Genomic DNA, 21,773 nt, shown 5'->3' on the forward strand with positions numbered 1-21,773 from the left:
GCTCAGAGGCTCTGCCCGGACAACATCGACTTGGCCACCGCCTCGGCGACCTTGATGCCGTCCACGCCCGCCGAGAGGATGCCGCCGGCGTAGCCTGCGCCCTCGCCGGCCGGATACAGGCCCTTGAGATTGAGGCTCTGCAGGCTCTCGTTGTCACGGGTGATGCGCACCGGCGAGCTGGTACGGGTCTCGATGCCGGTGAGGATCGCGTCGTCGCGGTCGAAGCCACGAATCTGCTTGCCGAATGCTGGCAGCGCCTCGCGGATCGCCTCGATGGCGTATTCCGGCAGCGACGGCGCCAGGTCGCCCAGGCGCACGCCGGGCTTGTAGGACGGCTCTACCTCGCCGAACTCGCTCGACGGTGTGCCGCGGATAAAGTCGCCGACCAGCTGCGCCGGGGCGCAGTAGTCGCGCCCACCCAGCTCGTAGGCGCGCGACTCCAGACGCTCCTGGAACTCCACGCCGGCCAGCGGGCCGCCGGGGAAGTCCTGCTCCGGGTTGATGCCGACGACGATGCCGGCGTTGGCGTTGCGCTCGTTGCGCGAGTACTGGCTCATGCCATTGGTGACCACGCGCTCCGGCTCGGAGGTGGCAGCCACCACGGTGCCGCCCGGGCACATGCAGAAGCTGTACACGGCGCGGCCGTTCTTGGCGTGGTGCACCAGCTTGTAGTCGGCGGCGCCAAGCTCCGGGTGCCCGGCGTACTTGCCCAGGCGGGCCTGGTCGATCATGCCTTGCGGATGTTCGATGCGGAAACCGATGGCAAAGGGCTTGGCCTCGATGAACACGTTCTGGCGGTGCAGCATGCGGAAGGTGTCGCGCGAGCTGTGGCCCAGCGCCAGCACCACATGACGGCTGCGGATGGTCTCGCCATTGGCCAGCACCACGCCTTCCAGTTGGTCGCCATCAATCACCAGGTCAGTAACCTTGCTCTCGAAACGCACCTCGCCGCCCAGGGCGATGATCTCCTCGCGCATGGCGGCCACCACGCCGGTGAGGCGGAAGGTGCCGATGTGCGGCTTGCTCACGTACATGATCTCGTCCGGCGCGCCGGCACGAACGAACTCATGCATCACCTTGCGGGCGTAGAACTTGGGATCCTTGATCTGGCTGTACAGCTTGCCATCGGAGAACAGCCCCGCGCCGCCTTCGCCGAACTGCACGTTGGATTCCGGGGTCAGGACCTTCTTGCGCCACAGCGCCCAGGTGTCCTTGGTGCGGGCGCGCACATCCTTGCCGCGCTCCAGCACGATGGGCTTGAAGCCCATTTGCGCGAGCAGCAGCGCGGCGAACAGGCCGCAGGGACCGAAGCCCACCACCAGCGGGCGCTCGCCCAGCTCGGCCGGCGCCTGGCCGACCGGGTAGTAGTTGGTGTCCGGGGCCGGGCGGATGTGGTGGTCATCGGCAAAGCGCGCCAGGACCGCCGCCTCGTCGCGCACCTCGAGGTCGATGATGTAGATGAAGAGGATGACGCTGTTCTTCTTGCGCGCATCGTAGCTGCGCTTGAACACGGTGAAGTTCAGCAGGTCGGCCTCGCCGATACCCAGGCGTTTGACGATGGCCTGGCGCAGTTCATCGGCGGAATGATCGAGTGGCAAGGACAGTTCGTTGATGCGAATCATGGCGGTAATCCTGGCCGGTCGACCCGGCAAAGGAGGCAAAGAAGAAGGGTAAGGCGCCAATTGTAGCCGCGGCCACCCTGCCCTGTCAGGCCGCCAGCTGAGCCGCAGGCCCCGTGGATTTAACCTGCGGCGCACTATCAGCTTATAATTGCCGCCACTTTGCGGCCCGCTGCCCGTGCAGCGGCCCGCACCCCACCTGATTTTCCGTGCCTGGCCCCCTCATGAAACGCTCCAAAAGCAGCAGCCGCTGGCTGAACGAACACGTCAACGATCCTTACGTCAAACGCGCGCAGAAGGACGGCTACCGCTCGCGGGCCAGCTACAAGCTGCTTGAGCTGAACGAGAAGGACAAGCTGATCCGCCCCGGCATGCTGGTCATGGACCTGGGCTCGGCGCCCGGCGGCTGGTCGCAGGTGGCCGGCAAGATCGTCGGCGAGAACGGCCGCGTGATCGCCAGCGACATCCTGCCGATGGACCCGCTGGACAACGTCGACTTCATCCAGGGCGACTTCACCGAAGATGCCGTGTTCCAGCAGATCCTCGCCAAGATCGACGGCCGCCAGCCCGACCTGATCATCTCCGACATCGCACCGAACATCAGCGGCGTGGCCGTGTCCGACCAGGCTGCCTCGATGTACCTGGTCGAACTCACCCTCGACATGGTGCGCCAGGTGCTCAAGCCCGGCGGCAACTACGCGGTCAAGGTATTCCAGGGCGAAGGCTCCGAGGCCTTCCTGAAGGACGTGCGCAGCTCGTTCGAGAAGGTGTCGATCCGTAAGCCTGAGGCCTCGCGCCCGCGCTCGCGGGAGGTCTACCTGGTAGGCAAAGGCTTCAAGGGCTGAGCCCAGCCACCATGATCGACCCGAAAGCCCCGCTCATCAGCGGGGCTTTTTCTTGTCGCTCATTCAGCGGCCAACCCCTGCAGGTAGCTCCAGGGGTAGATGCCCTTGTCGTGACCATCGCTGAACACCAGCTGCACGCCGTAGCCCTGCTGGCTGATGGCGCGCAGGCGCACTTCGCTCGGCGCCGCATCGATGCGTCCGTGCAGGCGCGCCGCGCGGCACTGCGAGCAGGGACAGGCAGCGCGCAGGCGGGCGTGGCTGAGCTGGCTGACCTGGCCATCCGGCCACTCCAGCCGCAGCTGGCCGGCGGCGCTGCGCAGGGCGCTGGGCGCGTTCATCAGGCCACTCCCTGCAACTGGCCAAGGGCGATGCGCACGGCCTTGCGTACCTCGGGGTCGCCGTCGTTTTCCGCCGCCTGCAGCGCCGGCAACGCGGCCGGGTCGGCCAGTTCGCCCAGGGCAAGGGCCGCTTCCTTGCGCAGATTGCTGATGCTGTGGCCGAGCAGCTCGATCAGCGCACTCAGCGCGCCGGCGAAACGCAACTTGCCCAGGGCTCGGGCGGCGCGCAGGCGCACCTGCCAGTAGCCATCGGCCAATGCCTCGACCAGCGCCGGGCCGGCATCGCCCTGGCCGACCTTGCCGAGGGTAGTGGCGGCCTCCTCGCGCACCTGCCACTCGCGGTCACGCAGGGCGGCGCGCAGGGCCGGCAGCACGCTGGCGTCGCTGGCAAGGCCCAGGGCACCGGTGGCGGCGCGGCGCACTTCGGTATCCGGGTCGGTGCTGGCCAGGCTGGCCAAGGCTGGCAGCGCCTCGCCGCGCTTGAGCCAGCCGAGGATGCCGACCGCCTCGCGACGCACGAAGGCATCGCCATCACCCAATGCGGACAAGGCCAGCGGCGCGGCCTCGGCCAGGCGCAGCTCGCGCAGGGCACGCAGCGCGCTGGCACGGACGAAGGCATCGGCATGGCCGACCCAGGGCAGGATCACCCTGCCCGCCTCGGCGCTCTTCAGCTCGGAGAGGCTCTGCGCCGCAGCAGCGCGCACGCCCTCGTCAGCATCGGCCAGGGCGGCACACAGGGCGGCGACCACCTCGGGCTCCTCCCAGGCTTCCAGCAGGCGCGCGGCCTCGGCACGCACCTCGGCGGCGGGATCGTCACCCAGGGCCTGGGTCAGCCAGGGCAAGGCGTCTGGGTCTTCCAGGTCGGCCAGTTCGATCAGGGCGATGCGGCGCACGCCGGCGTCGGCATCGGCCAGGCGCGGCTGCAGGTCGAGGATGTCCGGGTTGTCGGTAATCAGGTCGGCGATGGATAGCGTGGTCATAGGGCGATTCGCAGTGGCGGATGTTCGGTGGTGGGCAGGCCCAGCGGCGTGAGGCGCGGCAGTTCGCGGCCGTCCTCGTGGCGCAGCAGCTCCAGGCAGTGGCGCTTGAGGTGGACGAAGCCGGGGCTGGTCAGCAGGTTGGCGTTGCGCGGGCGCGGGAAGTCCAGGCGCAGGTCCTCGATGAAGCGGCCCGGGCGTGGGCTCATCACCAGAATGCGGTCGGCGAGGAACAGCGCCTCGTCGATGTCGTGGGTGACGAACACCACGGTGGTACGGATGCGCGTCCAGATATCCAGCAGCAGCTCCTGCATGCGTGCACGGGTCTGCGCGTCCAGGGCGCCGAAGGGCTCGTCCATCAGCAGCAGGCGCGGCCGGTTGATCAGCACGCGAGCGATTTCGGCGCGCTGCTGCATACCGCCGGAGAGCTGGTTGGGCCAGCGCGCGGCGAAGTCCTGCAGGCCAACCAGGCGCAGCATCTCGGCGGCCTGGCGATGGCGCTCGACCTTGCCGATGCCCTGCATCTTCAGGCCGAAGGCGACGTTGTCCAGCACGCTGCGCCAGGGCAGCTGGGTGTGATGCTGGAACACCATGCCGCGCTCCGGCGATGGGCCGGCAACTGGCGCGCCATCCACCAGCAGGCTACCGCCGGCCGGGCGCAAATGGCCGGCCAGGGCGCCGAGCAGGGTCGACTTGCCACAGCCGGACGGGCCGAGGATGCACACGAACTCGCCCGGCTCGACGGCGAAGTCCAGCGCCTGTACCGCCTCGAAGGCGTCGCGGCCCTGGCCGAGGCGGATGGACAGCTGGCGGCCGTCGATGCGGCCAGGCTCGGGGGCTTTCTCGTAGACGCTCATCGCTGTGCTCCGCTGCGGTACCAGGGCGTGGCCAGGCCGCCGAGGCGCTTGACCAGACCGCTGCTGGCCATGCCGAGCAGGCCGATCAGCAGCATGCCGACGACGATGTCCGGGTAGTTCTGGATGGTGTAGGACTCCCAGGTGTAGTAACCGATGCCGAACTGGCCGGAGATCATCTCGGCGGTAACCAGGCAGAACCACGAGGTGCCCATGCCGATGGCGAGGCCAGTGACGATGCTCGGCGCAGCGCCCGGCAGGATCACCTCGCGCAGGATCGCCAGGCGCCCTGCCCCCAGGCTGCGTGCCGAGGCGACCAGGCGTGGGTCGACGCCCTCCACCCCGTGCACGGTGTTGAGCAGGATGGGGAACAGCGCGCCAGTAAAGGTGATGAACACCATCGACAGCTCCGACGAGGGAAACATCAGGATGGCCAGGGGAATCCAGGCCACCGCAGGAATCGGCCGCAGTACTTCCAACGGCGGCAACAGGCTGTCCTCGGCCCATTTCGAGCGGCCGATGATCAGGCCCAGCAACACGCCGATCACGGCGGCGGTGAGATAACCGGCGAACACCCGGCCCAGGCTGCTGCCGAGGTGCGCCAGCAACTGGCTGGAGTGCAGCAGCTGCCAGGCGGCGCCGAGCACGGCGCTGGGCGTGGGCACGTAGGTGAAGGTGAGCAGGCCCAGGTCCAGCCGCGTAGTGGCGGCCACCTGCCAGAACAGCAGGCAGGCGGCCAGCGAGGCTAGGCGCAGAGGCCAGCGGTACAGATGGTTCATGGGGCTCTCCAGGTTATGGACCTCCCTTCCCCCCTCGGAAGAAGGGCCGGGGATGAGGCTCTATCTGGCAAAACCGCCCTCACCCCAACCCTCTCCCGGAGGGAGAGGGAGTCGTTCAACCATCAAAGGCTGGCAACGGCCTGCTGGTTGGCGCTGACGAAGTCCAGCGCGGTGCCGCCGTGCTGCTGGGCGTAGGCCTCGGCCTGGTCCTTGAGCAGGAAGGCGCTCAGCTCACCCTTGCCGTTGCGCACGAACCAGGCCTGGTTGGCCAGCAGCTTGATGCCGCTATCGGCCGCCTGGGCGTAGATGGCGCGGATGTCCTTGCCCTCCTGCTCCAGCGCGGCCAGGGCCTTGAGTGCGGCTTCCGGCGAGCTGTAGTGGCGCACCTTGTCCTCGCCGCGCACCCAGATCTGCGCCAGGCGCGAGACATCGGTGATCGGTTTGCCGGTCAGCGCATCGTTGGCCTGCAGCGGCAGCGGCTGGTAGTCGGCCAGGGCCTTGTCGTAGTCGCGGCCGGCCTGCTTGAAGGCGGCGCGGATGTACTGGTCGTCGACGAACTTGTCCACGTCCAGGCCGCGGTCGGTCTTCTTCAGCAGCTTGAGGGTATCGATGGAGGTGGCCAGTGCCTTGCGGTATTCCGGCTTCCAGGTCAGGTCACGGGTCTGCAGGCCGAGCGGACCGTGGAACAGGTAGTTCACCTCGGCCTCGATGCCGGTGACCTTCTCGATCAGCTCGCTGTACTTCTCCGGCGACTCGGCGAACAGGCGGTCGGCCTCGAGGCTGGCACGCAGGTAGGCGGTGACCACTTCCGGGTACTTCTTGGCGTACTCGGCATCCACCAGCGCACCGTGGAAGGTCGGCGCGTTGGCTTGCGAGCCGTCGTAGATCTTGCGGGCGAAGCCTCGGTTGGGGAACAGCTCGGCGAACGGCACGAAGTCGGCATGCGCCTCGATGCGGTTGCTGCGCAGGGCCGAGCCGGCAATTTCCGGGGCCTGGGCGATGATGCGCACGTCCTTCTGCGGGTCCCAGCCTTGCGCGGCAACGGCGCGCAGCAGCATGCCATGGGCGGTGGACGCGAACGGCACGGAGATGGTCTTGCCCTTCAGCTCGGCCAGCGACTGCACGCTGGAGGATGCCGGCACCACAATGCCGTTGCCGCTGCCGCGGGTGCTGCCGGACAGCACGCTGAGGAACAGGCTGCGCTTGCCGGCGTCGAGGTGGGCGACGCCGTTGAACGAGCCGGGGAAGTCGGCCATGGCGCCGAAGTCCAGCTTGCCGGCGACCATCTCGTTGGTCAGCGGCGCGCCGCTGGTGAAGTTCTTCCACTCGATCTCGTACTTCACGTCCTCGTACTTGCCGTCCTTCGGCAGGTACTTGTCGAGCAGACCCAGCTCACGGATGAGCAGGCCGCCGGTGGCGCAGTTGATGGTGGTGTCCTGGGTGCCGATGGCGACCCGGATGGTCTCGGCATTGGCGTGAACGGAGGCGATGGCCAGGGCGAGGCCGGCCAGGGTAGTACGCAAGCGCATGGGTGTTTCCCCTCGAATCATGAGTGTTGGAATCGTCTCCGCCAGTCGGTTGGCTGGTGGGAAACGAGGGGGTGGTGCATCAGGCGTCCGGCGGTGGCCGGTGGCATTTCTTGCTCTTGTGGATCAGCGCAGCAGGTAGGGAATCTCCACCTTGACCGCGCCGGTCGGGCAGTCCTTCTCGCAGGGCATGCAGTACCAGCACTCGTCGAAGGCCATGTAGGCCTTCTGCGTGGCCGGGTTGATCGCCAGCAGGTCCATCGGGCAGACCTCGACGCACACGGTGCAGCCCTTGTGGGCGATGCACTTGTCCTCGTCGATGGTCACCGGCGCATTGCTGCGAAAGAAGATTTCCTGGGGCTGGTAGGCCATGTCACGGTTCCTCGGAGCCTATGGCTCTCTCGTTTCTGCGGCCCCTGCTCGGGGCCTGGCACGCGGTTCGGTCAGGCAGCGTCGCTACGCACCCGCAGGCGCTCGTAGGCGTGTTGTTCCTCGTCGTCCAGCGGGATCAGGTAGGGCTCCACCGGCTTCTTGAAGCTGGTCATGGCGCCGTCGTCGCCCTTCTTCAGGTGGCAATGGGCAAACCACTCGGCGTCGTTGCGCTGCGGGTGGTCGACACGGTGGTGGTACAGGCCCCAGCGGCTCTCGGCGCGGAACAGCGAGGCGCGCGCAGCCATCTCGGCGCAGTCACGGATCACGCTGACTTCCAGGGCGCGCATCAGCTCATGCGGGTTGTTGGCCTTGAGTTGGTCGAGGTCGCGCTGGATATCGGCGAAGCGGGTCAGGCCGATCTCCATCTTCTTGGTCACCTTGGGCGGCTGCAGGTAGTCGTTGACCATGCGCCGCAGCTTGTACTCGACCTGGGCCGGCGGCAGGCCGTGCTCGCGATTGAGCGGCGCATAGACCCGCGCCTGCTCGCGCTCGACCTGCTGCGCATCCACCTCGGTGAAGTCACGCCCGGCGATGTACTCGGCGGCGTTGACCCCGGCGAACCAGCCGTAGGTGAAGGCGCCGAGCATGTAGTTGTGCGGTACTGCGGCCATGTCACCGGCGGAGTACAGACCCTTCACGCTGGTCTCGGCCTTCTCGTTGACCCACACGCCCGAGGCGCTGTGGCCGGAACAGAAGCCGATCTCGGAGATGTGCATTTCCACCATGCCGGTGCGGTAGTCGGTGCCACGGTTGGCGTGGAACTGGCCGCGGCTGGGCCGCTCGTTGCTATGCAGGATCTCCTCGATGTTCTGGATGGTCTCCTCTGCCAGGTGGTCGAGTTTGAGGAACACCGGGCCGTTACCACCCTCCAGTTCCTGGTGGAACTCCCACATCATCTGCCCGGACCAGTAGTCGCACTCGATGAAGCGCTCGCCCTTGTTGTTGGCGGTGTAGCCGCCGAGCGGGCCGGTCACGTAGGCGCAGGCCGGGCCGTTGTAGTCCTTGATCAGCGGGTTGATCTGGAAGCACTCCAGATTCGCCAGCTCGGCGCCGGCGTGGTAGGCCATGGCGTAGCCGTCGCCGGCGTTGGTCGGGTTCTCGTAGGTGCCCATCAGGTAGCCGGAAGATGGCAGACCCAGGCGCCCGGCGGCGCCACAGGCGAGCACCACGGCCTTGGCGCGGATCAGGTGGAAGTCTGCCGTGCGGCAGTCGAAGCCCATCACGCCGTTCACCGCACCCTCGGCATCGGTGAGCAGGCGAGTGGCGATGACCCGATTGGTGATCTCCACCCGCGCGCGCTTGAGCTGGCGGTACAGCACCTTCTTGATGTCGTGCCCCTCGGGCATCGGCAACACGTAGGCGCCCATGTGGTGGACCTTCTTCACTGCGTAGTCGCCGGTCTCGTCCTTCTCGAACTTCACGCCCCAGCGGTCCAGCTGCTCGATAGTCTCGAAGCTCTTGGTGGCGTAGGCGTACACCGCCGCCTGGTTGACGATGCCGTCGTTGGCGATGGTGATTTCCTTGGTGTACTGCTCCGGCGTGGCGTGGCCGGGGATCACCGCGTTGTTCAGGCCGTCCATGCCCATGCTGATGGCGCCGCTGCGCTTGACGTTGGCCTTGTCCAGCAGCAGCACGCGCAGCTCGCGATTGGCCTCCTTGGCCTTGATCGCGGCCATCGGGCCGGCGGTACCGCCGCCGATCACCACTAGGTCGTATTCGCGCTCGATCGTGTTCATGCGTGGGAGCCCTTGTTGCGGTCGATGCGCAGGCGGTACTGGAAGGCGTCGCCGCGGTAGTAGAGGTATTCGAAGTCCAGCGGCGTGCCGTCGGCGGCGTGGGTCAGTCGTTCGATGCGCATGATCGGCGCACCCTCCTCCACGCTCAGCGCGCGGGTCAGGTCGGCATCGGCCAGTACCGCGTCTATGGCCAAGTCGGCGTGGCCGAGGGCGATGCCGCAGTCGTTCTCGATGATCAGGAAGATGTCGCGGGCTACCAGGTCGGCTTTCTCCAGCTTCTCGCCGACGGCGCGCGGCACGTAGGTGACTTCCAGCGACACCGGCTCACGATTGACCAGGCGCACGCGCTTGATCTCGGTCACCGGCGCGCCCTCCTCCAGCCCCAGACGCTCGGCGACGCGGGCATCGGCCGGCAGATGCTTGAGGCTGTGCAGACGGTTGATCACCTCGTAGCCCATCTGCGACATGGACTCGGCCAGGCCCTGCAGGGTGCTGACGTTCTGGAACGCCTTGGGCTTGGCGACGAAAGTGCCCTTGCCGTGGATCTTGAAGATCAGCCCTTCCTTCTGCAGATCCCCCAGCGCCTGGCGCACGGTGATGCGGCTGACGCCAAACGCCTGGCCCAGCTCGCTCTCCGAAGGCATGCGGCTATGCGGCGGATAGGTACCGTCGAGGATGCGCCCACGCAGCAGCTCCTTGAGCTGGCTGTACAGCGGCACGGGGGACAGGGGAAGCAGTTCGGCCATGTTCTCGTCTCTGATTTCTACTTGTCATAACAAGCTGTGATGAGAAGATAGCGAGCATAAGAGAAGACTTAAAAATACTTTTATTGCATAAGCATATGGCTCGAAGCGGCCTACACCGGCTCCAGTTGCAGATGCACGCTGAGCGTCACCCCACGCTCCGGCGGGCTGGCGGTGACCAGCTCACCCTGCAGCATTTCGATCAGGCGGCGGGCGATGGTCAGGCCCACCGGGCTGTTGCTCTCCATCTGCCGTGCAGTTTCATCCGCCAACTCCGCCAGCGAATAGATGCGCAAGGGGTCGGCCTGCTCGCGGGGTGAGCCGCTGACCTCCAGGCGTACGGCGATGCGCTCACCTTCTGGCTGGGCCTGCACGCCCAGGCGCACCTTGCCGGTGGCGGTATTGCGCAGCGCATGCAGCAACAGGTGCCGCAGCGCCTCACCCAGGCGCTGCGGGTCGGTCAGCACCGGCTGCTGCGCCGCCTCGGCGACCCTCAGCTGCAGCTCCAGCCCTCTCGATTCGACCTCCGCATGCAGACTCTGCGCGACATCCCTGACCAGCTCGTCCAGCCGCGTCGCCTCGAGCCGCACCCGATCGAGCCCCTCTTCGACACGGGCGATACCCTGCAGCTCGCCCACCAGCCGCAGCAGATCGCGCGCCGTGCCGGCGGCGAAGCGCAGCGCCTCGCCATCCGCCTCACCCAGCTCGGCACGCCCCAGCACCATGTCGAGCATGCCGCAAAGCGCCTGCAGCGGCAGGCTGAACTCGTGGCTGGCGCTGACCAGGAAATCCAGCTTCTTGCGATTGCCCAGCTCGGCCTGTTCCTTGGCCGCGCGCACCGCCTGCAGCTGGTCCTGCCGCTCGGTGATGTCGGCGCTACCGCAGACCATGCCGAGCAGATTGCCGGCCGCATCACGGTAAGGCGTTCCCCAGTGATGAAGGATGCGGCGCCGGCCATGGATACGCACTTCGATGTCGCGAGCGAAGGGCTTGGCCGCGGCGATGGCCTGCAGGAAGAAACCTTGCAAGGTCGCGGCATCGGCTGGCGCGTACCAGTCCACGTCAACCGCCCGCGTACCCCGCACGGCCTCCATCTCCACCTCGTACAGGCGCAGGAAGGCCGCATTGGCGTATAGCAGGCGGCCACCGGTATCGCGCACGTAGAGTGCGGCCGGCACGCCGTCGATCATGGCCTGCAGCAGGTTGTGCTGCTCATCGTCAATCGCTACAGGCGCCGTCGCGGGCTGCGCGCCGTGCCCCTCGACCAACTGGTTGCGCCGGGCGAAATCGATCAGATCCGGCAAGGTGTGCAGGTTGAGCTTCTGCTGCAGGCGCGTGCGATAGGTGCTGACCGTTTTCTCGCTGATGGTCAGCTCCTGGGCAATCGCATGGTTGTTCAGGCCGCTGGCGAGGAAATACAGCACGCTCAGCTCGCGGTTGGACAGATGGGCAACCCGCTGCGCCTCGCCCTCCCGCAGCTCCGGCAAATTGACGCTGCCCAGCAACTGGCTGGGAAAGTAGCTGCGCCCACGCAACAGGGTCGATACGGCCAGGCTCAGCTCCTGCAGGTCGTCGTGCTTGCTGACGAAACCAGCCGCACCCGCCTGCAGAAAGCGCCCGGCGATGTGTTCGGAGTCCTGGGAGGAGAATCCCAGCATCGGCACCTTCATGCCGCGCGCATGCAGGCGGGCCATCACGTCGAGGCCGTTCAAGCGCGACAGCTCGATATCCAGGATCAGCAGATCCGGCGCCAGCTCCAGCACCTGGCGTACGGCGTCGACACCATCCTGCGCCTCGCCCACCACCTGATGCCCCTGCCCCTCCAGCAGCAGGCGCACGGCATGGCGCGTGACGGGATGCCCGTCGGCAATCAGTACTCGGCTCATGGGCCGCCCCCGGAGAAGTCCATTCCCGCTTTTACGCTAGAGCATTCCCGGCGCGCCGGGTAATTCTTGTGGGAAATTTCCTACAGAAGACTCAAGGCTTTCCGATCTTCGCCCCAGGGCCATCCGAGAAAAATCCAGTCATCGCCACGCGCAAAGCGCCGGCCACGACCAGGACTCGAGGTGGACATCATGAACAAATCGCCCTCGCAACAGCATGCCAAGCACCCGCCCTTCCTTCCTACCGTGCTGGCGGTAGTCATCACCGCGGTGAGCAGCACGTCGGGATTCGCCCAGGATTACAACAGCCCCGAAGTCTTCCAGCCCTGGGGCAGTAATCCCACCAGCGAACTGCACGATGCCCACTTCGAGGTGGATGCCAGTAACGCGGCCATCACCGTGCAGGGCATGGACTTCAGCATCGACCACAGCGATGTGCACAACGCTGGCAACGGCGCTGGCGTGCAACTGGACCTGTGGGACGCCAGCAAACATGTCGACCTGGACACCGTGCACATCGAAACCGACGGCAACGGTGCCGGCCTGCTGGAGAATGGCGGCCAGGCCAGCATGAGCGACTCCAGCGTGATTACCCACGGCGCCGGCGCCGCGGGCCTGGATGTGCAAACCGGCGGCAAACTCAGCTACAGCCACGGCAGCGCCGAAACCGAGGGTGACAACGCCGCCGCCCTGCATGCCCACAACAACGGTACCGTGCAGCTGGAAGATGCCCAGCTGAGCACCCACGGCGAACACAGCGCAGCGGTGCAGATCGACAACGACGGCAGCCTGGTCGTGCACGGTGGCACGCTACATACCGAGGGCGCCGACAGCGCCGGCATCAATGCCAGCAATGGCGCGCAGCTGCAGGTCGACGGCGTGCAGATCGATACGCTGGGCGATGGCAGCTACGGCATCCACATCTCCAGCAATGGCGCCGACTACCACATCGACGACTCCAGCATTCACACCCAGGGCGTCGGCAGCATTGGCGTCATGGTCAACAACGCCAGCGGCGCAGCCGTGCTCGACAACACCCAGGTCAGCACCGACGGCACCGGTAGCCACGGTCTGTACACCAGCCAGGGCACGCACATCGACCTCACCGCAGGCAGCCGCGTGCAAACTCTTGGCGACTCGGCCGACGGCGCCTGGACGGCAGAAGGCGGCAGCATCGATATCATCGACAGCAGCCTGAGCAGCGCCGGCAAGGATTCGTCCGCCGCGCACGCGCTGGCCGCCGGCAGCCTGGCGATCGAACGCAGCGAACTGCATAGCTCCGGCGAACATGGCGCAGCGCTGCATCTGGACAACGGCGGCCGTGCCACGGTCATCGACAGCCAGATGACCAGCAGTTCTGGCTCCGCGCTGCTGTTCAGCCAAGGCAACCAGTCATATGGCTCCGCAGAGGTGGACCTGAGCGGCAGCCTGGTCGAGAGCGAAGGGGCGCTGGTCCGCGCCGAGAGCGGCAGCGTCGGCAATCTGCGCATCGCCGACAGCGAGCTGCACAGCGGCAATGGTGTCGGCTTCGCCATCGCCCAGGGCGCCAAGCTGCAGGCAACCCTCAGCGGTTCCAGCCTGGACACCGGCGCCAGCGGGCTGCTCGCCGAGGTGCTCGGCGACGGCAACCTGAAACTGAGCAGCTTTAGCAGTGACTTGCGCGGCGATACCCAGCTGCAGGACGCCAGCAGCGGCACGCTCGACCTCGACCTGCACAGCGCCACCTGGCGCATGAACGGCAACTCCAGCCTGAGCAATCTGGACCTGGAGAACGCCCACGTGGTCTTCAACTCCGCCAATGGCTTCCACACCCTATCCATCGCTGGCGACCTCACCGGCTCCGGCAGCTTCCAGATGAACACCGACCTTGCCAGCGTGCAGGGCGACCTGATCAGCATCGGCGGCCACGCCGAAGGCCAGCACACCCTGGTAATCGCCGACAGCGGCCGCGAAGCAGACGGTACCCAGTTGCTGGTGGTAGAGACCCATGGCGGCGCCGGCCAATTCGGCCTCTACGGTGGCCATGTGGACGCCGGCGCCTATCGCTACAGCCTGGAACAGAAGGGGCAAGACTGGTATCTGGTCGGCGCGAACAATGGCACCGGCCCGGTGGACCCCATCGATCCGATTGACCCGGTGGATCCTACCGATCCAGGCACGGACCCAGGCACGACCGATCCGGATGGCCCCGGCGGCAATACAGGCAAGCCAGGCGGCTCCGGCAACGGTGGCAAGCCATCGCAACCGGACATCCTGTCGAAAGGCTCCAACGTTGCCCTGGGCATGCAAAGCGCTGCCGCCAACCTCTACTACAGCGAGCTCGGCACCCTCACCCAACGCCTCGGCGAGCTGCGCCTGGGTCATGACCAGGGCGGCGTGTGGGTACGTGGCATTGGCAAAAGCCTGCACATGAACGAAAACCACAGCCGTGCCTATGACCAGAACCTGAGCGGCGTGGAGATCGGTGCAGACCGTGCCATCGCCCTTGAGCATGCCACGCTCTATGTCGGTGGCATGGTCGGTGCCAGCCGCTCGGACATGGACTTCGGCGAGCGCAGCTCCGGCGACATCGACAGCCGCATGCTGGGCGCCTACGCCACCTACCTGCGCGACGACGGCTGGTACGTCGACAACGTGATCAAATACAACCGCCTGGACGGCAACACCAAGGTGGTGAGCAACGTCGGCGACAGCGTGAAAGGCGACTACTCGGGCAACGCCATCGGCGTGAGCGTGGAGGTCGGAAAACAGATCGATCTCGGAGACGGCTGGTTCGTCGAACCCCAAGCCCAGCTCGCGGCCACCCACCTGGAAGGACCGCAGTACACCAGCAGCGACGGACTGAAGGTGAAAGCCAGTGACACCGATTCGGTGCAAGGACGCCTCGGCGTACGCGGCGGTCGCACCATGCAACTAGGCTCCGGCATGCAACTGCAAAGCTACCTTGTCACTTCCTACATCGACGAGTTGGCCGGCGATCAGAGCGTGACCGTCAACGGTCACAAATTCGACAACGCCCTCCCCGGCTCCCGCACCGAGATCGGCATCGGCAATGCCCTGCAGATCAGCCCACAACAGAAAGTCTCGCTGGAAGCCAGCTACGCCAATGGCCACGACATGGAACAACCCTGGGCGGTAACCCTGGGCTATCGCTACCTCTGGTAAACGCAGGACAAACAAAAAGGCCAATCATTCCTGACTGGCCTTTTTGTTGGGATTATTTGGTCGGGACGGAGTGATTCGAACACTCTACCCCTTGCACCCCATACAGGTAATTATCCTTCCAAAAGCGTCTAAACAAGTTCAACAAATCTTCGAAAAGCCCTTATTTTACTGGCCTGCAGCCGCTTTATCGTTCAAAATCGCCCGAAGCAGTTCGAGGAAATCCGATCTTAATTGGCAACGAATTGGCAACCACAAATCTCAATTGGCAACCAATTGGCAACGGGAAACCGAACATATGGCCAAGATCACAGACCGTCAGATGACAGCCAAACCTGGCGCGAACGACAAATGGCTGAGCGAAGTAGCCATCTGGGGGCACGGCAGTTTAGTAGCCCGCATCACCCCAAGCGGCGAGCGCCTTTTCTATTTCCGCTACACCAACAGCAGTGGTGAGCGCATCACTTTCCCCATCGGGACATATAGCCGCGATGGCAGCGAAGGGACTATGACACTCGCCGAAGCGGGTCAACGGGCTAAAGAGCTCGCTGGGCTTCATAAGTCAGGTGCCAGAGATGTAAGAGAACACCTCGCGGCAGAGGAAGCAGCGAGGGTGGCAGCACGTGATGCCGAGCTTGTACGGATTGCTGCAGAGAAATGCGCGCTGGAGGCCGCTCAGGCTCGGCAAGCTGCCAGAAAAACTGTCCAACATTTGTTCGACCACTGGGCCAAGGTCGACCTGATCAACCGTAAAGACGGTGGCTCAGAGGTGCGCCGCATGTTCGAGAAAGATGTGCTGCCATTTCTCGGGAAAATGGCCGTCGAAGATGTGAAAAAAGGTCACATTACCGAAGTAACGGACGCCCTGCTTGCTCGCAGTGTCAACCGAATGGCGAAGATGATCTTCAGCCTGATGCGCCAGATGTTCCGATTCGCCGTAGATCGGGATCTGATTGATCACGATCCGACTGCGAGCATTCGCAAGGCCAAAATTGGCGGCAAGGACGTGGAGCGAGATCGCGTATTGAGCGAGGAAGAGATCCGCGCATTAGCAAGGCTCACTCCGCAAGCCGGCCTACTCCCCTCTTCAGAGGCTGCAATTTGGATTGCTTTGTCTACCTGCTGCCGCATCGGAGAACTGCTAAGTGCCCGATGGGAAAACGTCGACCTTATCAAAGGCAACTGGCACATCCCTTCAGAGCAAAGCAAAAACGGTAAGGCCCACAACGTAACCCTCTCACCGTTCGCCATCCAGCAGTTCAAGGCTGTCCTGGCAGTCAGCTCTGCCAGTGAATGGTGTTATCCCAACACCCAAAATAGTGGCCCTGTCTGTTCAAAGACAGTGACCAAGCAGCTTGGAGATAGGCAGCGCCTGCCCGGACAAGGGATCCTGAGCAACAGAAGCGCCAATGCTCAGGCGTTACTCCTCCCTGGAGGAAAGTGGACACCACATGACCTTAGACGAACTGGCGCCACGATCATGACAGCCCTTGGCGTCCTTCCTGAAGTAGCTGAGCGCTGCCTTAACCACACCGAGGAAAACAAGGTTAAGCGCATCTACCAGCGCCATAGCTATGCGAAGGAGATGGCGGAGGCATGGAAGACCCTCGGTGAGTATTTAGGCCAAGTAGCTTCCAGTGCTTCGTTTACAGAGAACTCGCACCCTTCGGAGTATCGCAGCACATCGCAAGGGGCAGGAGATCGCCCTTTGTAGAGGGCGGCTAAGGCATTACACGTGACGAGGTAAGAACACTCAGGGCTTCCCTCCACTTGAGGATGTAAAATGGATATGAACCAACTTCTGGCACGATCAGCAGAGCTCGAAGCTCGCGTCGCAGATTTCCTTGGCCTCCCCCTATTTGATGACTCCAACCGCCTCCTGGCTGTTCGCTCGGTTGCAAGCCTCGGCTTCGAGCACGCACAGAGCCTGAAGTACCTAACCGCGGCTGGGCTCTGCACATCAGCCTCGGCTCTCCTGCGTGTGCAATATGAGTCGCTGGTACGCGCGATCTGGATGCATCACTGTGCGACCGATCAAGACGTGGAGCTCATTTTGGCCGAGCTGACGCGCGAGACTGCTAAGCAGGCGAGCAAGATCCCTATGCTCAGCCGGATGCTTGATGAGATCGAGGCGAAAGCACCTCACGTACCAGTGGTCGGCTTGCGCGAGTTCAAGCATTACTCTTGGAAGCCCCTGAGCTCATACGTGCATGGCGGCATCCACGCAGTGAACCGGCATGGGAGGGGCTTTCCAGTTGAGCTTGCCCTCATGCAGATCCGGCACTCCAACGGTCTGTTAGGGCTAGCCGGCAATCTGCTGCTGATCATCGCCGGCTTTCCCGCCGACGCAGGGATCATGGGGAAGATTTACAAAGAGTTCGCCGACTGCCTGCCACCCGCCGAACCGCCCTGCCCGCGCACGACTGAGCCTGCGCACTAGCAGACACTCAGTGACATCAGGGGTACAGAGATTGGACTGAAAATCCCAGTAACGCCCTTGCTTTAATTTCGATTGGTAGCCAATTTAGCTTTCACTAAACATTCAGTAACCCATCAAGGCGCCGCAATCTGAAGACCCCTTGTTATATCTTTCTGGAAGTAGAGGAACTGCGTTCTACAACATTGACGGAAAAGGTAAAGCGCACTTACCAGAAGTACAGCCACGCTAGTCGAGGCTTGGCAAACCTCGATCACTATTTAGCATAGAATCCTTACAGCGGAGATCACGAAATTGCCCATTACGATAGAACCGATCAAAAACATAAAATACAACAAAAAACGAGCATCCCGACAAGAAATCTACAACTGCCTGACACGAGTCGTCATAAAATTATGGAGCGGTGAGAGCCATCGCGACATAAGTAAAAAAATTCTAGAACTAGAAAAAACCGAGAAAATAACAACGAAAAACGCTTTGGCATGCTGGTCAAACCACCCGCCCATTTTCAAAGAGGAAAGCAACAGCGAAGTTAGAGAAAAATTATTAGAGAGTTATTTATGCGCAACACTATATTCCGAGCACACAAGAGACTGGAACGAACTCGAAATTAATGCAAGCTTACTGAACTACGCACTGTACCACCTAGGCGCCCTAGAATGGCAAATTGAATTATCAGAGATTACGAAAAGGAATAAAAAAAGGGCTAGCTCCGGAGGTAAGGCCAAGAGAAAAAAATCTATTCTTGCTCAAGAGGAAATTGCAAAATTGCTTACCTCACCACCAGCTGGAGGCTGGCCATCCATAGAAAAAACTGCTGAAATTTTAAGGCCGAAAATCGAAAACCTCATAGAAGAGTTCGAACTGGAAAAGTACACTGGCGATGCTTTCAATTTCATAAAAAAAGAAATATCCGGAAACAGCAAAAGCATATACTCAGAGCACAAATCAAAAAACAACCGCGAAATCCAAGGCAACCACTAACGCCCTTTTAATTTGGTATCATCATACCTGCGCCGAGACTTTGACCTAGTGGAAACACCAACATATTTCACACCATCCTCTCGCCATACATCAATTTTATCAGACAAAATATCCAAAGCTATTTCCAAGTCCACTTTCTTCCTTGTCGAATTAGGACCATGATTTTGCAAATCACTCATACGAACTTTAGTTACACCTCCATCGAACCTCTCATATAGCCAGAGCAGCAACGTCTCTGCGGCCCTCTCTTCTTTTGTAGGGGAAGTAAATAGCAACTTGAACTCGGTAGAGCACCAGAGGCATAGCTCAATAGCATCAAGCAAGGATTCTTTTGATATTTCGACACTTCCAAACTCAAAATAACTGAGCACCGCTGCCACGCGTGAAACATTATCCGCAAGCTTAGAAGCATGATCAGCAACTCTATCAAAGTAGCCCCCGGGAGCAATTTCTCGCTCTACAAAATTAAAAAAATTTATCCATGCAATGCTAGCCTCCCTAGAAAATTCCAACACCTCTCGTCCCTCGCCGCACTTATAACCATTGATACCCTTTTCTAAAATTTCTTTTATCCGTCTATCAAACTCATCCATCGCCGTCCAACTCTGCTCAGGACTACTAATAAATCTATTGCCTCTAGTTGACTTCGGATTAGCCACAATGAATCGCGCCCACAAGCCTGAAGCCCTCGCTTCCTCCCCCCGACGCTTCAAATAGTCACCGAACAAATCCCCCTGCACCATAATCCCCACTGTCAGGCGGGCATTCGATATATGGGTGCTCCCAGAAGAAACACGATCGACCACGACATTCTCTCCACTCCAAAATGCATTTTGCTTTGGAAGATCATTAAAAGCACGACCGCTAAGAATCTCTTTACCCTCACTGGTAATCAGACCTGCGTATGGATAAATTTGTAGCCCACTGAGCAGCGCCGGAGAGGTAGAGTCCTTATATAAAAATCTAATAGCACTAGGCACATGAGGCCGACTTTCTTCGTGACAGATAAGGCATTTCCTCAACTCTTCGCTCTCAGATGCATCTTCAGCCCTAGCCAGACGCCTCACCAACTGCCGTCTTTTCTCGAGCCAAACATCGTTTTCCAAATTATAGGCTGCCAAACCCTTATTCGATCTTTCTATTTCCTCACTTTGGATCTCTCTAAATATCTTCAGAAATTTGTCTTGTACAAAAGACTTTCTTTCACCAGAGTCGCCGAGAACTAACGTCATTAGGGAGACAGGTGTGACTTGACCTATGGGTGTTCGCACATCAATAACCCCTTGCACTGCCAGAGAGACGGCAGATAATGCCGAAATATAAACAAGCGGACGTGGTGCCTGAGTATTATCCTCCACCTCATTTACCGCCATTGAAAATAGCTTGGCATTTGAAAAGATCGGAAATCCCTGTTGCGCAGAAATAAATGAACGCTGTAGTTTTATGTAGTCCTTATTCACTATAAGATTCTCGAGCTTATATAATATTTTTGGATAATTCGATCCGGTTACGTAACCAGGCATCTATGTCATCCTGGACCCAGCCGATAGCAGCCCCGCCTAAATAAATCGGCCGAGGAAACGACTCGTCATACCTTGGGGAGCGAGGATTCATCCGGTCATAAATCGTCGACCGTGACAATCCGATTCTCTCGCTCAACTTCTTGAGCCGGAGAATGCGAATATCTGATGCACCTATGTCTGCCATGTTTTTCACCTGCGCGCTCATTTCTAACGACAGAGCCAGGTTAAAGGTGTTCATCAGCCACCTCACCTGTAGTGCTTAGATCTACATCGCACGCACAAGCAGGTGGATTGACAAGTCGTAAAACCCAAGAAAGTGGCGATCGGAACGCTACAATCGAAGCTGTGAACCATTGCGATTCCTGCGATTTTTCGCAGGAATCGCAACTGGAAAGAGCGTACTCACATATTTCCCAATCAGCGCCAGCCTCGCTCCGACTCAAAGAAATCTCAATCACACATCACAGCAATGACACCCCCACTATGGAGCCTTCACCCATGTCATTGCATTGCCCTAGATGTGGCTCACCCCAAACCACTACGCGCTACACCGCCATGCGAATCGCCGCGCTCATGGGCATGCTTGGCGGCGCGCTCCGTGGTGCTGGCACCATTCTGCTTAGTAACTCGACTAGTGCCATCAGCAGCCTTACCAAGCCCCCCCACGTAAACCTCAGCGCTCTTTCATCTGCCATTCTCAGCGGTCTTGTCGGTGGCGCTGGCGGCTGCGCGATGGGGGCTCAGCTTGGCGAAAAGCTCGACCGCCATGTGTTGGCCAACAACCTCTGCCTGCGCTGCGGTCACCGCTTCAATCAGCCGGTCTGATCCGGCCGCCCTCTTCTCTCGCTCATCTCTGATTGCTGGTGCTGCGCTATGCGCAGCGCTTATGCCGGCTATTGCATAAGGAATCTCAAATGGCTCACCTCATCGAACAAATGGCCTATGTCGGCGCAACGCCCTGGCATGGCCTGGGCAACAACCTGCCTCGCAAGCAGCCTATCGAAGTCTGGCAACGCGAAGCTGGTATGGACTGGCAGATCCAGGAGTCGCCTGTACATTTCAAGGCCGACACCATCGGATCACTCGGCACCATCCACTCTTTCCCGGAGCAAAAGGTGCTTTATCGCTCGGATACCAAGGCACCACTCTCTGTCGTCTCCAGCCGCTACCACACCGTGCAACCGCGTGAGGTATTGGAGTTCTACCGCGACCTGACCGAGGTCTCTGGCTACGAGCTGGAAACAGCGGGAGTACTCAAGGGCGGCCGCAAGTTCTGGGCACTCGCGCGTACGGGACAAAGCACCTCAATCAAAGGCAATGACCAGGTCAACGGCTACTTGCTACTGGCCACGTCCTGCGATGGCACCTTGGCGACGACTGCAACTCCGACCACCGTTCGCGTGGTGTGCAACAACACCCTGACCGTCGCATTGGATGGAACCTCCCGCGCGATCAAAGTGCCGCACAACACCCGCTTCGACTCCAACCCGGTGAAGAAGCAGCTCGGCATTGCCGTCTCACAATGGGATGACTTCATGTACCAGATGCGTGCTCTGGCTGAGCGCAAGGTGCAGTGGCATGAAGCGCTAGGGTTCTTCATGAACGTACTGTGCGACACCAGCCCTACCGGTGCTCTGCCCGAGGTACTGCCGAATGAGCGTGCGCTGCGCAAAGTGCAGGAGCTATACGACGGCCGAGGTCGCGGCAGCCAGCTGGACTCGGCGCGAAGCACCGCATGGGGCCTGCTCAATGCAGTGACCGAGTACGTCGACCATGAACGACGTGCACGCAGCACCGAGTACCGCCTCGACTCAGCCTGGTTTGGCCAGGGCGCGCAGATCAAACAGCGTGCCCTGAATGCGGCCCTGCAGATGGTCGCCTAACGCGTCTTCATCCATCCCATAACGCCCGATCAGCTACTGCTGCTCGGGCGTT

19 protein-coding genes are annotated in these 21,773 nt (G+C 61.7%); 7 read left to right on the forward strand and 12 right to left on the reverse strand.

Annotated elements, in window-relative coordinates; all coding sequences use genetic code 11:
* Window positions 1–2 precede the first annotated feature (2 nt).
* The gene (locus PTT45_RS00070) at window positions 3–1,622 is read right to left on the reverse strand and encodes an NAD(P)/FAD-dependent oxidoreductase (protein WP_273810637.1); all 1,620 of its coding nucleotides are present in this window, start codon (window positions 1,620–1,622) and stop codon (window positions 3–5) included.
* A 221-nt stretch (window positions 1,623–1,843) separates the two neighbouring features.
* Between PTT45_RS00070 and rlmE the strand changes: the two genes are divergently transcribed.
* Entirely contained in the window at window positions 1,844–2,464 is a 621-nt protein-coding gene (rlmE, locus tag PTT45_RS00075) for a 23S rRNA (uridine(2552)-2'-O)-methyltransferase RlmE (protein WP_273810638.1), read from the forward strand.
* Window positions 2,465–2,523: 59 nt separating this feature from the next.
* On the opposite strand, the gene PTT45_RS00080 is transcribed toward rlmE, so the two are convergent.
* The 9 genes from PTT45_RS00080 to PTT45_RS00120 all read right to left on the reverse strand — a co-directional run bounded on the left by PTT45_RS00080 (window position 2,524) and on the right by PTT45_RS00120 (window position 11,735).
* Window positions 2,524–2,802 carry a DUF971 domain-containing protein gene (locus PTT45_RS00080; protein WP_273810639.1) on the reverse strand — a complete coding sequence of 93 codons (279 nt, stop codon included), beginning with the start codon at window positions 2,800–2,802 and terminating at the stop codon, window positions 2,524–2,526.
* Window positions 2,802–3,782, reverse strand: coding sequence for a HEAT repeat domain-containing protein (locus tag PTT45_RS00085; protein ID WP_443218134.1), 981 nt, complete (start codon window positions 3,780–3,782; stop codon window positions 2,802–2,804). The genes PTT45_RS00080 and PTT45_RS00085 overlap by 1 nt, the downstream gene beginning before the upstream one ends.
* Window positions 3,779–4,636 carry an ABC transporter ATP-binding protein gene (locus PTT45_RS00090; RefSeq protein WP_273810640.1) on the reverse strand — a complete coding sequence of 286 codons (858 nt, stop codon included), beginning with the start codon at window positions 4,634–4,636 and terminating at the stop codon, window positions 3,779–3,781. Before PTT45_RS00090 ends, PTT45_RS00085 begins: the two co-directional genes overlap by 4 nt.
* On the reverse strand, window positions 4,633–5,412 hold the full coding sequence (locus PTT45_RS00095) for an ABC transporter permease (RefSeq protein WP_443218135.1): 780 nt from the start codon (window positions 5,410–5,412) through the stop codon (window positions 4,633–4,635). Before PTT45_RS00095 ends, PTT45_RS00090 begins: the two co-directional genes overlap by 4 nt.
* A 122-nt stretch (window positions 5,413–5,534) precedes the next feature.
* Window positions 5,535–6,941 carry an ABC transporter substrate-binding protein gene (locus PTT45_RS00100; protein WP_273810641.1) on the reverse strand — a complete coding sequence of 469 codons (1,407 nt, stop codon included), beginning with the start codon at window positions 6,939–6,941 and terminating at the stop codon, window positions 5,535–5,537.
* 123 nt (window positions 6,942–7,064) lie between these two features.
* A complete protein-coding gene (locus tag PTT45_RS00105; protein WP_043310664.1) occupies window positions 7,065–7,310 on the reverse strand; it encodes a 4Fe-4S dicluster domain-containing protein in 246 nt (81 codons plus the stop codon).
* Between the two features lie 71 nt (window positions 7,311–7,381).
* Window positions 7,382–9,106 (reverse strand): fumarate reductase/succinate dehydrogenase flavoprotein subunit, encoded by a 1,725-nt coding sequence (locus tag PTT45_RS00110; protein WP_273810642.1) that lies wholly within the window; start codon window positions 9,104–9,106, stop codon window positions 7,382–7,384.
* Window positions 9,103–9,852 carry a GntR family transcriptional regulator gene (locus PTT45_RS00115; RefSeq protein ID WP_273810643.1) on the reverse strand — a complete coding sequence of 250 codons (750 nt, stop codon included), beginning with the start codon at window positions 9,850–9,852 and terminating at the stop codon, window positions 9,103–9,105. The genes PTT45_RS00110 and PTT45_RS00115 overlap by 4 nt, the downstream gene beginning before the upstream one ends.
* Window positions 9,853–9,962: 110 nt before the next feature.
* Window positions 9,963–11,735 (reverse strand): response regulator, encoded by a 1,773-nt coding sequence (locus PTT45_RS00120; RefSeq protein WP_273810644.1) that lies wholly within the window; start codon window positions 11,733–11,735, stop codon window positions 9,963–9,965.
* 189 nt (window positions 11,736–11,924) lie between these two features.
* Between PTT45_RS00120 and PTT45_RS00125 the strand changes: the two genes are divergently transcribed.
* The 4 genes from PTT45_RS00125 to PTT45_RS00140 all read left to right on the forward strand — a co-directional run bounded on the left by PTT45_RS00125 (window position 11,925) and on the right by PTT45_RS00140 (window position 18,315).
* Window positions 11,925–14,897, forward strand: a complete 2,973-nt coding sequence (locus tag PTT45_RS00125; RefSeq protein ID WP_273810646.1) for an autotransporter outer membrane beta-barrel domain-containing protein — start codon at window positions 11,925–11,927, stop codon at window positions 14,895–14,897.
* Between the two features lie 295 nt (window positions 14,898–15,192).
* Window positions 15,193–16,608, forward strand: a complete 1,416-nt coding sequence (locus tag PTT45_RS00130) for a tyrosine-type recombinase/integrase (RefSeq protein ID WP_273810910.1) — start codon at window positions 15,193–15,195, stop codon at window positions 16,606–16,608.
* Between the two features lie 69 nt (window positions 16,609–16,677).
* A complete protein-coding gene (locus tag PTT45_RS00135; protein ID WP_273810648.1) occupies window positions 16,678–17,334 on the forward strand; it encodes a DUF6988 family protein in 657 nt (218 codons plus the stop codon).
* A 291-nt stretch (window positions 17,335–17,625) separates the two neighbouring features.
* Entirely contained in the window at window positions 17,626–18,315 is a 690-nt protein-coding gene (locus PTT45_RS00140) for a hypothetical protein (RefSeq protein ID WP_273810649.1), read from the forward strand.
* Here PTT45_RS00140 and PTT45_RS00145 read toward each other — a convergent pair.
* Window positions 18,312–19,775: a YfjI family protein gene (locus PTT45_RS00145; RefSeq protein ID WP_273810650.1), complete on the reverse strand. Its 1,464-nt coding sequence runs from the start codon at window positions 19,773–19,775 to the stop codon at window positions 18,312–18,314. The genes PTT45_RS00140 and PTT45_RS00145 overlap by 4 nt on opposite strands.
* 16 nt (window positions 19,776–19,791) lie before the next feature.
* Window positions 19,792–20,076: a helix-turn-helix transcriptional regulator gene (locus tag PTT45_RS00150; protein ID WP_273810651.1), complete on the reverse strand. Its 285-nt coding sequence runs from the start codon at window positions 20,074–20,076 to the stop codon at window positions 19,792–19,794.
* A 260-nt stretch (window positions 20,077–20,336) separates the two neighbouring features.
* On the opposite strand from PTT45_RS00150, the gene PTT45_RS00155 reads away from it, so the two are divergent.
* Window positions 20,337–20,663 (forward strand): hypothetical protein, encoded by a 327-nt coding sequence (locus PTT45_RS00155; protein ID WP_273810652.1) that lies wholly within the window; start codon window positions 20,337–20,339, stop codon window positions 20,661–20,663.
* A gap of 89 nt (window positions 20,664–20,752) precedes the next feature.
* Window positions 20,753–21,721, forward strand: coding sequence for a DUF932 domain-containing protein (locus PTT45_RS00160; RefSeq protein ID WP_273810653.1), 969 nt, complete (start codon window positions 20,753–20,755; stop codon window positions 21,719–21,721).
* Window positions 21,722–21,773 lie beyond the last annotated feature (52 nt).

This window comes from Pseudomonas sp. Gutcm_11s (genome assembly GCF_028649395.1).
Lineage (GTDB): Bacteria > Pseudomonadota > Gammaproteobacteria > Pseudomonadales > Pseudomonadaceae > Aquipseudomonas.

What these genes read in the sequence shown, in the direction of transcription:
- PTT45_RS00070 (WP_273810637.1), bottom strand. Translation starts at nt 1,622, where the DNA reads ATGATTCGCATCAACGAACTGTCCTTGCCACTCGATCATTCCGCCGAT.
- rlmE (WP_273810638.1), top strand. Translation starts at nt 1,844, where the DNA reads ATGAAACGCTCCAAAAGCAGCAGCCGCTGGCTGAACGAACACGTCAAC.
- PTT45_RS00080 (WP_273810639.1), bottom strand. Translation starts at nt 2,802, where the DNA reads ATGAACGCGCCCAGCGCCCTGCGCAGCGCCGCCGGCCAGCTGCGGCTG.
- PTT45_RS00085 (WP_443218134.1), bottom strand. Translation starts at nt 3,782, where the DNA reads ATGACCACGCTATCCATCGCCGACCTGATTACCGACAACCCGGACATC.
- PTT45_RS00090 (WP_273810640.1), bottom strand. Translation starts at nt 4,636, where the DNA reads ATGAGCGTCTACGAGAAAGCCCCCGAGCCTGGCCGCATCGACGGCCGC.
- PTT45_RS00095 (WP_443218135.1), bottom strand. Translation starts at nt 5,412, where the DNA reads ATGAACCATCTGTACCGCTGGCCTCTGCGCCTAGCCTCGCTGGCCGCC.
- PTT45_RS00100 (WP_273810641.1), bottom strand. Translation starts at nt 6,941, where the DNA reads ATGCGCTTGCGTACTACCCTGGCCGGCCTCGCCCTGGCCATCGCCTCC.
- PTT45_RS00105 (WP_043310664.1), bottom strand. Translation starts at nt 7,310, where the DNA reads ATGGCCTACCAGCCCCAGGAAATCTTCTTTCGCAGCAATGCGCCGGTG.
- PTT45_RS00110 (WP_273810642.1), bottom strand. Translation starts at nt 9,106, where the DNA reads ATGAACACGATCGAGCGCGAATACGACCTAGTGGTGATCGGCGGCGGT.
- PTT45_RS00115 (WP_273810643.1), bottom strand. Translation starts at nt 9,852, where the DNA reads ATGGCCGAACTGCTTCCCCTGTCCCCCGTGCCGCTGTACAGCCAGCTC.
- PTT45_RS00120 (WP_273810644.1), bottom strand. Translation starts at nt 11,735, where the DNA reads ATGAGCCGAGTACTGATTGCCGACGGGCATCCCGTCACGCGCCATGCC.
- PTT45_RS00125 (WP_273810646.1), top strand. Translation starts at nt 11,925, where the DNA reads ATGAACAAATCGCCCTCGCAACAGCATGCCAAGCACCCGCCCTTCCTT.
- PTT45_RS00130 (WP_273810910.1), top strand. Translation starts at nt 15,193, where the DNA reads ATGGCCAAGATCACAGACCGTCAGATGACAGCCAAACCTGGCGCGAAC.
- PTT45_RS00135 (WP_273810648.1), top strand. Translation starts at nt 16,678, where the DNA reads ATGGATATGAACCAACTTCTGGCACGATCAGCAGAGCTCGAAGCTCGC.
- PTT45_RS00150 (WP_273810651.1), bottom strand. Translation starts at nt 20,076, where the DNA reads ATGAACACCTTTAACCTGGCTCTGTCGTTAGAAATGAGCGCGCAGGTG.
- PTT45_RS00155 (WP_273810652.1), top strand. Translation starts at nt 20,337, where the DNA reads ATGTCATTGCATTGCCCTAGATGTGGCTCACCCCAAACCACTACGCGC.
- PTT45_RS00160 (WP_273810653.1), top strand. Translation starts at nt 20,753, where the DNA reads ATGGCTCACCTCATCGAACAAATGGCCTATGTCGGCGCAACGCCCTGG.